Below are 12365 nucleotides of genomic sequence, written 5' to 3'. Positions count from 1 at the left end.
CGACGAAAATTTTTTCTTTGCGGCGCGTCCTTCGAATGTGATATAACAAAAGAATGTCAACAGCATGCACATACTGGGGGATGAACATGGTGATCCGTGTCAGCCATTTGCATAAATCGTTCCGCGTCTATCGCCGCGAAGCGGGATGGCTTGAGGCGGCGCGCAGTTTATGGCGGCGCGACTACCGCGTCATTGAGGCGGTGAAAGATGTTTCGTTTACGATTGAAAAAGGGGAGATTGTCGGCTTTTTGGGCCCGAACGGGGCGGGGAAAACGACGACGATGAAAATGTTGGCTGGGTTGTTGCATCCGACATCAGGGGAGATTACGGTCGGCGGGTTTGTGCCGTTTGAGCAAAAGCGGGAGTTTAAAAAAATGATGAGTTTGGTGATGGGGCAAAAAAGCCAGCTGATCTGGGATATTCCGCCGATGGAGACGTTTTTGGTCAATAAAGCGATTTATGACATCGACGATCGGTCGTTCCGCCAGACGCTCGATGAGCTCACCGAGCTGCTGGATTTGGCCCCGCTATTGGACAAACCGACTCGCAGCCTGTCGCTCGGGCAGCGGATGCGCTGTGAGCTGGCGGCGGCTCTTTTGCATCGGCCGCAAGTGTTGTTTTTGGATGAGCCGACGATCGGACTTGACGTTCATACGCAAGAAAACGTGCGCCGCTTTATCGTCGATTACAACCGGGAGCATGAGACGACGATTTTGTTGACGTCGCATTACATGGGCGATGTCGCGGCGCTTTGCGACCGGGTGATGATCATCAACTATGGGCGGCTCATTTACGACGGGGATCTTGCGGTGCTGACGGAGAAGTTGGCGCCGTACAAGCGGCTGGAGGTTCGGTTTGCGCGGCTGCCGGATGTGAATTGGAGCGAGTATGGCGAAGTGGCGGAAATGGAAGAAGGAACGGTCGTATTGCGGGTGGCGCGCGAGGCGGCGGCGGAGGCCGCGGCGCGGCTTTTGGAGCGGTTTGATGTCCGCGACATCAATATTGAAGACCCGCCGCTTGAGGAAGTGATTACGCGCGCGTTTCAGGAGGAGAGAGTATGATTCGCAAATATATCGCCTTGTTGCGGATGAAATATATTGAAATGCTTGCATACCGCTTGGCGACGTTCGTCTGGATGACGGGCGCCGTTGCGCAGCCCCTCATTACGATGTTTGTCTGGATGAACATTCATCCGGAAGAGAGCGAGTCGTTCGTTTTCTACTTTATGGCGGTCATTTTTGTCGAGCGGATGACGAGCGCGTGGGATGTATGGGAGCTTGACCGCGAAATTCGCGAAGGGACGTTTTCGAACTTGTTGCTGCGGCCGCTTCATCCAATTCATTGGGCGATCGCGGAGAACATCATTTATAAATGGCTGTTTGCCGTCATTTTAGTGCCTGTCTGGGTGGTGGCGGCGGTATTTTGGCCAGCGCTTCTCCCGCACATGACGGGAAGCCAGGTGGTGTTGTTTTTGCTGGCGGTGGTGTTGGGAGCGGCGCTTCGTTTTTTGCTTAGCTACTCGTGCGGGCTGCTGGCGTTTTGGGTGACAAAGGTGGCGGCTGTGTACGGCGTGATCGACGTCATTTCCTTGTTTTTGTCGGGGCGGATTGCACCGCTGGAAATGCTTCCGCCGCAGCTTCGCGAATGGAGCGAGTGGCTGCTGTTCCGCTATATGATCAGTTTTCCGATTGAAATCGCCACCGGGGCGGCGGATGGGGAAGAGGTGGCGCGCGGTTTTGCGATCGCCGCCGGGTGGATGATTGTCTTGATTGCCGCTTTGCAATGGCTGTGGAAGGCGGGAATAGGAAAAAATCAGGCGGTAGGTGGGTGAACATGCGGCGGTACGGACGGGTGTTCCGCGAGTTTTTCCGCGCTTGTTTGGTCGAGGAAATGGAATACCGGAGCGAGTTTTTTGGCAATTTCATCGCCAGCTTTTTCGGCATCGCGGTTGCGCTGTTGACCGTCCATATCTTTTTTTACCAGACGGACCGCTTAGGCGGCTGGACGTATGGGGAAGTGCTTGTGCTGCTCGGCGTCTTTAATGCGCTGCGCGGGTTCATCGATTTTGCCCTCCGCCCGAACATGCCAAGACTGCTTGAGCACGTCCGGCGCGGCACGCTCGATTACGTGTTGACGAAGCCGGTCGACAGCATGTTTTACGTCAGCTTCCGCCACCTTGTTTTTTGGCGGCTCATCGATGTCGCGCTCGGCCTTGGCGTCATCGGCTACGGCTTGTATGTCGAGCGCTATGTTCCGTCGGCGGCGGACGTATGCATGTTTCTCATCGTGATGGCCGCTTCGCTTTTGCTTATTTACTCGCTATGGATGATGCTTATGACGACGTCGTTTTGGGTCGTGCGGATCGACGATTTGTCGTTTATTTTCGATTCGTTTTTTGATACGGCCCGCTTCCCCGGCAGCATGTACCGCGGCGCCGTGCGCTTCGTCATTACATACGTCCTGCCGGCGGTGTTGATCACGAACACGCCGGCTTTGGCGCTGCTTGGCAAATGGAGCGTCCCGGCGGCGCTTGCGGCTTTGGCTGTGGCCATTTTCTTTTTATGGCTTGCCCGCCGCTTTTGGCGGTTTGCCTTGCGCTTTTATACGGGGGCGGGCGGGTGAGGAAAAAGCCTCTGAACGGGGGCTTTTTTTTTATGGGGTGGTTCGGTATCCGTTCCGAGCCCTTATATGAGTGCCGTGCTGCTCGCGCTTGCCTTGCGTGCCTGCCCATTGGGTTTGGAAATGTATCGAGTTCATCGATGGTGCAAAGCGTCATGCGCTCGGTTCGCTTCTGGCCGACGTGAACGATGGGGAAGCGTTCGGTTGGCGGTTTCTTTCCTTGTATTGGCTCGGGGTGCCCTTCTTTCGGCGGCTGCCCCGCTTGGACCAACTTTCTCCTGAGATGTTCGGTTGGAAGGAAGAACGGACATGGATCGGGAAGCAGGGAAAAACGTTTCTCTTCCTTGATATCCGTTGACTTTTACGTCAACGTCAATTAAAATAAAATTCAGAATATTACACCAAGAGAAGGGATTGCGATGCATTATTTCACCATTTCCCAGCTGGCGCAGGAGTTTGATGTGAGCACACGGACGATCCGTTATTATGAAGAACGCGGGCTGCTTGCCCCGATCCGGACCGAGTCGGGGCAACGGCTGTATACGAAAAAGGAGCGGGCGAAGCTGAAGCTCATTTTGCGAGGCAAACGGTTCGGCTTTTCGCTTGAGGAAATTCATGAGATGATTGCTTTGTTTGACGAGGACCGCACAGGGAAGAAACAGCTTGAAAAAACGGTCGAATATGGGCGGCGGAAACTCAAGGAGGTGAGTGATAGGATTGACGATTTGCTGCAGCTGAAGGCGGAAATGGAAGCGATGCTTTCTGATTTTGAGAGGCGATTGCGAGAATGGGAGGAATCAGACGGATGAACATTTCCGAATTGCTCGCCCGCAATGCGAGAAAATTTCCCGACAAGACGGCGATCATCGATGGGGAAACGGAGCTTTCGTACGCCGAAGTCGACCGGGCGGTCAACCGTCTGGCGTCATCGCTCGAAAGGCTCGGGATTCGGCGCGGCGATAAGGTTGCGTTGTATATGCCGAATACGACAGAGTTTGTCTTTGCATACTTTGCTGTTTTGCGCCTCGGCTCTGTTGTCGTGCCGATCAATGTGCGCTTGACGGCGGCGGAGGTGCAGTACATTCTCGGCCATAGTGAAGCAAAGATGCTCATTGCCCACGATTTGGTGCATCAGGCGCTGACCTCGCTTGTCGGCGGAAGCGATGTCATCTGGATCAAGACAGGGAGCGCTGAAGGCGGTTGGCTGTCGTTGGCGGAGTTGATAGATTCGGGCGATCCGCGGGAGATCGTCTGCCCGGCCAAAGAGGACGATGAGGCGACGATTTTGTATACATCGGGGACAACGGGGCGGCCGAAAGGGGTGCTGTTCACGCATCGCAACATTATCACGGTCGCGGACATGATCGTGATCGAAACAAAAATCGACCGTCAAAGCCGCCTTTTGCATCTCATGCCGCTCAGCCATTCGGCGCCGCTTCATTTGTTTTTCGTCGGCGGCACATATGTCGGTGCGACCCATGTTCTAGCGCCTGCATTTTCCCCGGATGCATTGCTTGGCCTGGTTGAACGGCATAAGATCACCCACTTTTTCGGCGCGCCGGTGGCATATTTATTGACGGCGAAGCATCCGCGTTTTGAGGACTACGACCTTTCTTCGGTCTGCTGTTGGATGTACGGCGGGGGGCCGTTGTCGCGCGAGGAAGTGCGGTTTATCGCCAGCCGCTTTGGCGCTAGGCGGATGATGTGTTTATACGGCTTGACGGAAGCCGGCCCGAACGGCACGTACTTGGCTCCTGAGGAGCACGCTGAAAAAGCGGGAAGCGTCGGCAAATATGCCGCCCTCCATTGTGAGGTGGCCATTGTCGACGAGCAAGGAAATGAAGTCGCGCCCGGCGAGGTCGGGGAGATCGTGCTGCGCGGGGAGAGCGTGATGAAAGGATATTACAAAGACGAGGAAAAAACGAACGAAGCGATCAAAAATGGATGGCTATACACAGGCGATTTGGCGCGCCGCGATGAAGACGGCTACATTTGGATCATCGACCGAAAAAAAGATGTCATTATTTCCGGCGGCGTGAATATTTACCCGAAAGAAGTGGAAGATGTGCTGCGGACGCATCCAGCGATCGCGGATGTCGCTGTGATCGGTGTGCCGCATCCAGAGTGGGGTGAAACGGCAAAAGCGTTTGTCGTGCTCAATGAGCCGCTTGAACCGCTTGCGGAGGAGTGTAAGCGCTTCCTCTCTGACAAGCTTGCTGGCTACAAAATTCCCCGCCTGTATGAGGCGATCGCCGAGCTGCCGCGCAATGCGACGGGAAAAGTGTTGAAACAAGTGTTGCGGGCGCGGGAGACGGCAGCACAGGCATGATAAGAAATGAGGAAAGGGGAGAGACGATGAAGCCGCTTCGTGACGTCGATCCGAACTTGCTGGCGAATTTGAAACGGTATTTGGATGATGAATTGTACCGCTATGCTGAAGAAAAACTGGAATCGTTTTATAAGTTTTGCCTGACTGACGTTGACCGCCGCGCCGTACACACCGACCGTGAAGGGCAGCCGCGCCTCATCAAGTATGACCGCTTCGGGAACGACATTTCCGAAGTGTGGGTGAACGAAGGATACGAGCAGACAGCGAAACAGACGTACGAAACGGGAATCGTCGGCTATGTGCACAAGCCGATTCCCGAGCTTGGGAGAAAAGGAAACTATGTTTACTCGTATGCCCAAGGGTATATCTTATCCCAAGCTGAGCCCGGCTTTTACTGCCCGGTGACGCTGACGATGGCGACCGCCTATGTGCTTGAGCATTTTGCCGATGAAAAGTTGAAAGCTCGGTATTTGCCCCATGTCATCTCAACGGGCGAAGTCGAGCTGTATGAAGGGGCGACGTTTTTAACCGAGCGCCAAGGCGGGTCGGACGTCGGCGCCAACGCGGTGCGCGCCGTGCCGTGCGGCGATCATTATAAGCTATACGGAGAAAAATATTTTGCCAGCAACGCCGGACGCTGCGGCGTGGCGCTTGTGTTGGCGCGCATGGACGGCAGCGGCCCGGGGACGAAAGGGCTGAGCTTGTTTCTCGTCCCATGGCGCCGGGCGGATGGAACGTTAAACGGCATCTCCATCCGCCGCCTAAAAGATAAATTGGGTGTGCGCGCCGTGCCGTCGGCCGAAGTCGTGTTTGATGGGGCGGAAGCATATGTCGTCGGCGATCCGACGAAAGGTTTCTATTATATGATGGAAGCGCTCAATTTATCGCGCGTCTGCAATGCGGTCGCCTCTGTCGGCATTATGAAACGGGCGCTCGAGGAAGCGAAGCAATACGCCGAACAGCGCACGGCCTTTGGCCATCAACTGACCGATTACCCGATGGTGCGCCATACGCTGGCCGACTTGACGGCAAGACAAGAGGTGGAAACGAGCGCCTGCTTTGCGATGATCTCTTTGTTTGACCGCGTCATGACCGCGCCGCATGAAGCGGACGGGGCGGAGAAAGCATGGCTCAGGCTTTTGATTGCGCTCCTTAAAATGCGCACCGCCGAAGAGGCGATCGCGTTCAGCCATGAGGCGATTGAACTGCACGGCGGCAACGGGTATATCGAAGATTTCGTCACCCCGCGCCTGTTGCGCGATGCGCAGGTGCTGACCGTCTGGGAAGGGACGGCGAACATTTTGGCGCTCGAGGTGCTGCGTTTGATGCGCAAATATCGCATCCATGAACGGTTTGCCGCCGAGATGAAGGAGCGGCTTGAGGGCTTGACGGCCGCGGTGAAACCGCTCGCCCTCCCAGTTGAAGAAGGGCTTAAGGAATTGGTGTCAGCGCTTGCCCGCCTTAGCGGACAAGCGGAAGAGGTGCAGACGTTTCATGCTAAGACGATTGCCAATCGGATGTGTGATTTGTATTTGAGCGTTATTGCTCTTGAGCGCGGGCAAGAAAACGAGCGGAATCGGCTGATTGCTGAGCTGTTTTTGCGCCGCGTCTGGGAGCGCGGGCTCGTGGACGAACAGATGGCGTCGGTGCGCGAGTTTGACTTGATCGTCAGATGTAAAGGAGCGTCTGCGCCGCTTGCCCATTCGTAAGCAGGCGTTATGAAGCATACCGTTGACGAAAGAGATGTTCGTTTTTTTGCGGACATCTCTTTTTTGATTGCCAAATGAGCACTTCAACAAGTAGGATGAAAGAAAGGAAAAAGAAAGAAGGGGGAAACGTGCATGGAACTGATGCGCACGCCGCGCAGGACAACGCGGCGCGTTTGGATTTCTGCAGCCATTGGCGTTGTCATTTTAGGGTTGCTCGCTTGCGTTGGTTTGTCCGTTTATGTCGGCTGGCAGCTGACGCATAAACCGCGCGAGCCAATCACCGTAACGCCGAAAGACTACGGCATGGCATATGAAAATGCTACATTCACAAGCAAAGATGGAAAAACAGCGCTCAAAGGCTGGGTCATTCCACCGCAAGGAACAGCGAAGATGACGGTCATTTTTGCCCATGGGTACGCCGGCAATCGGATGCAGAAAAATGTGCCGTTTTTGCCACTCGCTAAGCGGCTTGTCGCCGAAGGGTACCGTGTCATTTTGTTTGACTTCCGCGCCAGCGGCGAGTCGGAAGGCGATATGATTACGATCGGTGTTAAAGAGAAAGACGACTTGCTCGGCGTGATCGATTACGCGAAAACGCACTACCGCGAGCCGGTTGCCTTGTACGGCATTTCGATGGGGGCGGCGACGTCGATATTGGCGGCGGCCGAGGACAGCGATGTTCACGGGGTGATTGCGGACAGCCCGTTTAGCGACCTTGAATCGTATTTGCGCGCCAATATGTCAGTATGGACGCATTTGCCGGACGTGCCGTTTACGTATCTCATTTTGGCGATCATCCCGGCGCTTGCTGATTTGGATTTGGGGATGTCTTCCCCCATCCATGCGGTCGATCGTGTGACGCCAAGGCCGATTTTGTTCATCCACAGCAAAGACGACCGATCCATCCCGTATGAAGAAAGCGTGAAATTGTACGAAGCCCATCCGGATGTCTTTCAACTATGGCTGACGGAAAAAGCGGATCATGTGAAAAGTTTCTCGCTGTATGGCGACCAATACGTGAATCGCATGCTCTCCTTTTTGCGGTCGCTCGAGCAACAGCAAGCAAAGAAATAAGTATTTGGTCGTATACAGCACATGAAAAGCCATATATAATGTAAGGGGAGTGGAACGGCTTCGGCGGTTCCTTCTTTTTTGCGCCCGCTGACTTATTGGATCGGGGATGAGAAAACGGGAGGGTCGCGTTCGGTCATGGACAAATACAAAGAGCATTTTTGGCGCAATATTCGTGCCAAATTGGAACAGTGGGAGCAGGAAGAAGCGATTACGTATGAAGATGTGTATCGGTTTTTTCATAACATCGTCGGAACGGCCGCTGTCATTGGGATGGAAGAGTTGGGGAAAAGAGCGTGCCGGCTGATGAAGCGGCTTGAGGCGGAAAACGGGAAACTGTGGACGCCAGCCGAGCTGAAAGAGCACGTATATGAGTTGATGCATTGGTATTATGACGAAACGTACCGCGATGTTCCTACTCATTTTTCTTTTTCGTCGGCGGACGCCGACGAAGCGCCGCTTATCTTGCTTGTCGATGATGATGCGCTCTTTTTAATGTATATGAAAGAGCAAATCGAGAAAGTAGGCTGGCAGATTGTCACCGTTGCCCAACCGGAAAAGGCGGTGACACAATTGTATGAGGTGAAGCCGGACTGCGTTGTCATCGACGTGCATATGAACGGAACAGACGGTTTGACGGTGCTCAAGGAATTGAAGGCGGCGCTTGGCCAACAATTTGTTCCAACTGTGGTCATCAGCGCCGATGATCGCGAAGAGGTGCGTCTGCAAAGTTACGCGTCCGGTGCTGATGATTTTATGGTAAAACCGTTTGCCTTACCGGAATTTATCATTCGAGTGCATCGGTTGTTGGAGCGGAAAAAACAGTTGGAAGGGCTTCTGCTTGTCGATGAGCTCACTCGGTTATACAATCGCAAATATTTGCCTGAGGCCTACCGCCAGCTCGAAAGCGAGCGGGAGCGGCTTGGGGAGCCGTACTGCATCGCATTGCTCGACCTAGATCATTTTAAGCAGATTAACGACCAGTATGGTCATTTAGTTGGAGACGAGGTGTTGCGTGAATTTGCGGCGCTCCTTCGGCATGGAACACGGCCAAACGATTTAGCGTTCCGCTTCGGGGGCGAAGAGTTTCTTCTTTTTTTGCCGAAAACGATGCAACACGATGCGTTTGAAGTCATTGAACGGCTCCGTAATCAATTTCGTTCCCGCTCATTTTCCGGAGGGGGCACGGCGTTTCGTTGCACGTTTTCTTGTGGGATCGTGGAGGTGAACGAGGGAGGCGCGCCGCTTGAATATTGGCTTGAGCGGGCGGACGGGGCGTTGTATGCGGCAAAAAACGGCGGGCGGGATCGGACAGTGGCCGCCGAAAAGATAGATGACATGCGGCAGCGAAAAACGGTGAAAATGGCCGTCGTTGACGATGATGTGATCGTTCGCACGGTTGTGGCTGATCTTCTCGAACACATTGCCCGAGATCGGAAAGAGCAGTGTGAAGTGCGGGCATTTGCCGATGGGGTATCGTTCATCGAATCGTCATGGCACGAAGGCCATTCGCCGTGCCTTGTCATTCTTGACGGGATCATGCCGAAAATGGACGGGATTGAAGTGTTGCGCCGTCTTCGCAGCCGCCGCGATGAGTCGCGCTATAAAATTATTATGTTAACAATGCGCCAAAGTGAAGAAGATATCGTACGGGCGCTTCAGTTAGGAGCGGATGATTATATAACGAAACCGTTTAAACGGCTTGAGCTTGAGGCGCGGGTCAGCCGATTGTTGAAACGGATGTAGCGAGGGAGGGGAAGCTGATTGAAACAGATTTTGCTTGTGGAAGATGAAGAAGTGTTGCGCATGCTAGCGGCCGATTTGTTGGCCGATGAAGGGTATAAGGTGGACGAAGCGGCGGACGGGGCCGAGGCGCTCAAGAGGCTGCGCGAACGCGATTATGATTTGGTGCTGCTCGATTATATGCTGCCGTTTTATAGCGGCGTCGAGGTGCTGGAACATTTTCGCCGTGAATGTCCGGAGAAGCGTCCGAAAGTGATCATGCTGTCGGCGAAAACCCAGCCGGCCGACCGAGAGCGGGCGTTGGCGGCCGGTGCGGATCTGTTTATCGAAAAACCGTACCGCCCATTTGAATTCGTGAAGAAAGTGAATGAGGTGCTGCATGAGACGGATGGCAGTCCACTTTCGCCGTAGCGTGGCATCCCGATTTGTATGGCTCATGGCTGGATTTACGGTTTTGTTTTTTCTCGGCTCGGCGCTGCTCGTGATGTACCAGCAGTCGCTCACCCGTTCGTTCGAGGCGGTGCAACAGGCGCTCGAGCAAAAGGAAATTCGTACCCATCAGCTTGATCGGGCGTTTACCCAAGCGTTTTTTGATGTGCGCGGCTATTTTGCGTTCGGACGTCCGTCGTTCAAAGAAAGCGTTTTTCAGCAACAAGAAACTGCGAAACAAGTATTGAGAGAAATGGAACCGTTGGCTGTCCATCCGGAAGACGAGCGGTTTCTTCGCGATGCCCACGACTTTTTCATCCGCTATTTCGAACAGCTCGTGCCGAAAGCAATAGAGGCTTTTGAGCGCGGCGACCGACGGGAAGTGGCGTTGATCGCGGAAAACGGCGGCACGGCGGCGGTGCAAAGTTTTCAAAAGCGGCTTGCCGCCTATCATGATACGCTGATCGACCAGATGAAGCAAGAATATATCGATTTCAAGCGAAAACAGCAATACGGGCAAGCCGCATTTATCGCTTTTATCGCGCTGATGTTGTTTTTATTGCAGCGGCTTATGCGTTTGGCAGCAAGGCAAATCGGCCGCCCGCTCCAACAGTTTGCCGCCGCTGCGGAACAGTTTGCCAAACAAGGCGCAACTGTCGAATGGCCAACATTTGACGAGCAGGAAGATGAAATTGGCAAACTATCAAAAGCGTTTATGATGATGATGGAGAGCATTCGCGAAAAAGAGGAGCATCTGTTGGCGCAAAACGAAGAACTTCTCGCCCAGCAAGAAGAGCTCGAGGCCCAGCAAGCCGAGCTGGAGCAAGCGTTGGCCATGGCCGAGCGCCGCGAGCAGGAGCTGGCGCGCCGCAATGACCTCATTAAAGGCATGGCTCAGTCTCTTGACAAGCAGGAAGTGTTACATAGCGTCATCCGCAATTTATGCGCCATCATGAAGGCGGAACGGGGCATCATCGTCGTTGCCGATGAAGAGCGAGCGCATGCTTCGTTCGGTTTATCAGCGATGAGCGTGCATCGGTTTTTGCAGCAACTGTATAACGGTCTCGAACACCGCTTGCTCGAGACGAAGCAGGCATTCACCATCCGCCGCGAACTGCCGGGGTTTGAGCGCGGTTACCATGACGAACCGCTATATTCATACGATCTGTTCGTCCCTGTGTTGTCGCCAAGTGATGATGTGGAGGCGGTCATCGTCTTAAGCCGGTTCGGAGCAGCGTTCACGGATGATGAAGCGGTCGAGGCCGAACAGCTTGGCAAGCATATTTCGATTTCCTTGCAAAAACTTGCCTTATACGAGGAAGCGGAAAAAGATCGGCGTCTGACGGAAGATATTTTCAACCATTTGCCCGAAGGCATTCAGCTCGTCGACCTTCATGGAACGAACAAGCTAATGAACGGGCGGATGAAGGAATGGTTCGGCGCCGCGGCAGACGGATGGCATGAGGCGCCGTATGCCGAGTGGAAACAGCGGCTTTGCGCATTGGCCACCGATGAGCAGGCGCTTAGCGTCTTTCTCGATCAGGCCGTTTTTGGTCCGGCGGATGAGTTATCCGTGATGACGTATGAACTCAAAGAGAATCGGATCGTTATGGAAGTTTATGCCGCACCGCTTTACCGAGGGGGAGCGAAATTTGGCACGATTTTCGTCCATCGCGATGTGACAAAGCAGGTGGAAGTTGATCGGATGAAATCGGAGTTGGTCAGCACGGTCAGCCATGAATTGCGGACGCCGCTGGCGGGCATTCTCGGTTTGGCGGAGCTGTTGCTCAACAAACCGCTTGCGCCGGAGCGGCAGCATAAATATTTGACGGCCATTTATCAAGAAGCCGAGCGGCTGACCGCTTTAATTAACGATTTTCTGGATGTGCAGCGCATGGAAGCCGGCCGGCAAACGTATCATTGGGAGCCGGTTGACCTCGTTCCGGTCGTTGAAAAAGTCGTTGAAACAGAAAAACTGGGAACGGATATCCATGCGTTTTCAGTCTCCATAGAGACAAAGCGGACGGTGATCCGCGGCGACAGGGAACGGCTGCGGCAGCTGTTTACGAATTTAGTTCATAATGCGGTGAAATATTCTCCAGACGGTGGGACCGTTGCGATCCGGCTTTATGAGCATAGCGGCCGCTTGTGCGTCGATGTGCGGGATGAAGGGCTTGGCATCCCGGCTGAGGCGCTGCCGCATATTTTCGAGAAGTTTTACCGCGTTGATAATTCGGACCGCCGCCGCATCGGCGGAACAGGACTCGGCCTGACGATCGTCAAAGAGATTGTGAAAGCGCACGGCGGCGAGGTGGACGTCGTCTCGGAAGAGAAAAAAGGGAGCACCTTTACTGTTCGTTTTCCTATGGCGTCGATCACGCAAGAGATCAACTGAAGCTTCTTTTCATCAAGTGGCCGGATTTCCCCTCGGCCGCTTTTTTTGTAAACTGATAAAGAAAGGAATG

The 12365-nt window shown here is 54.1% G+C and carries 10 protein-coding genes; all 10 read left to right on the top strand.

The annotated features are described in order from the left end of the window. Window positions 1-89 precede the first annotated feature (89 nt). The 10 genes from GJ1_RS12685 (at window position 90) to GJ1_RS12635 (ending at window position 12295) form a co-directional block, all read left to right on the top strand. Entirely contained in the window at window positions 90-1061 is a 972-nt protein-coding gene (locus GJ1_RS12685; protein WP_066233013.1) for an ABC transporter ATP-binding protein, read from the top strand. Continuing rightward, window positions 1058-1831, top strand: a complete 774-nt coding sequence (locus GJ1_RS12680) for an ABC transporter permease (RefSeq protein WP_066233003.1) — start codon at window positions 1058-1060, stop codon at window positions 1829-1831. Before GJ1_RS12685 ends, GJ1_RS12680 begins: the two co-directional genes overlap by 4 nt. 2 nt (window positions 1832-1833) lie before the next feature. Next, a complete protein-coding gene (locus tag GJ1_RS12675) occupies window positions 1834-2622 on the top strand; it encodes an ABC transporter permease (protein ID WP_066233000.1) in 789 nt (262 codons plus the stop codon). A 416-nt stretch (window positions 2623-3038) separates the two neighbouring features. Continuing rightward, window positions 3039-3428: a MerR family transcriptional regulator gene (locus GJ1_RS12665; protein ID WP_066232994.1), complete on the top strand. Its 390-nt coding sequence runs from the start codon at window positions 3039-3041 to the stop codon at window positions 3426-3428. Next, the gene (locus tag GJ1_RS12660) at window positions 3425-4948 is read left to right on the top strand and encodes a class I adenylate-forming enzyme family protein (protein WP_066232991.1); all 1524 of its coding nucleotides are present in this window, start codon (window positions 3425-3427) and stop codon (window positions 4946-4948) included. The genes GJ1_RS12665 and GJ1_RS12660 overlap by 4 nt, the downstream gene beginning before the upstream one ends. 26 nt (window positions 4949-4974) lie before the next feature. After that, window positions 4975-6657, top strand: coding sequence for an acyl-CoA dehydrogenase family protein (locus GJ1_RS12655; RefSeq protein ID WP_066232989.1), 1683 nt, complete (start codon window positions 4975-4977; stop codon window positions 6655-6657). A gap of 132 nt (window positions 6658-6789) precedes the next feature. Next, window positions 6790-7731 carry an alpha/beta hydrolase gene (locus GJ1_RS12650; protein ID WP_066232986.1) on the top strand — a complete coding sequence of 314 codons (942 nt, stop codon included), beginning with the start codon at window positions 6790-6792 and terminating at the stop codon, window positions 7729-7731. Between the two features lie 135 nt (window positions 7732-7866). Beyond that, window positions 7867-9474, top strand: a complete 1608-nt coding sequence (locus tag GJ1_RS12645; RefSeq protein WP_066233011.1) for a GGDEF domain-containing response regulator — start codon at window positions 7867-7869, stop codon at window positions 9472-9474. A gap of 18 nt (window positions 9475-9492) precedes the next feature. Continuing rightward, window positions 9493-9882 carry a response regulator gene (locus GJ1_RS12640; protein WP_066232984.1) on the top strand — a complete coding sequence of 130 codons (390 nt, stop codon included), beginning with the start codon at window positions 9493-9495 and terminating at the stop codon, window positions 9880-9882. Beyond that, window positions 9851-12295, top strand: coding sequence for an ATP-binding protein (locus GJ1_RS12635; RefSeq protein ID WP_167346119.1), 2445 nt, complete (start codon window positions 9851-9853; stop codon window positions 12293-12295). Before GJ1_RS12640 ends, GJ1_RS12635 begins: the two co-directional genes overlap by 32 nt. Window positions 12296-12365 lie beyond the last annotated feature (70 nt).

Source organism: Geobacillus jurassicus NBRC 107829 (genome assembly GCF_001544315.1).
GTDB lineage: Bacteria > Bacillota > Bacilli > Bacillales > Anoxybacillaceae > Geobacillus > Geobacillus jurassicus.
This window is presented reverse-complemented; position numbering and strand designations above follow the sequence as displayed.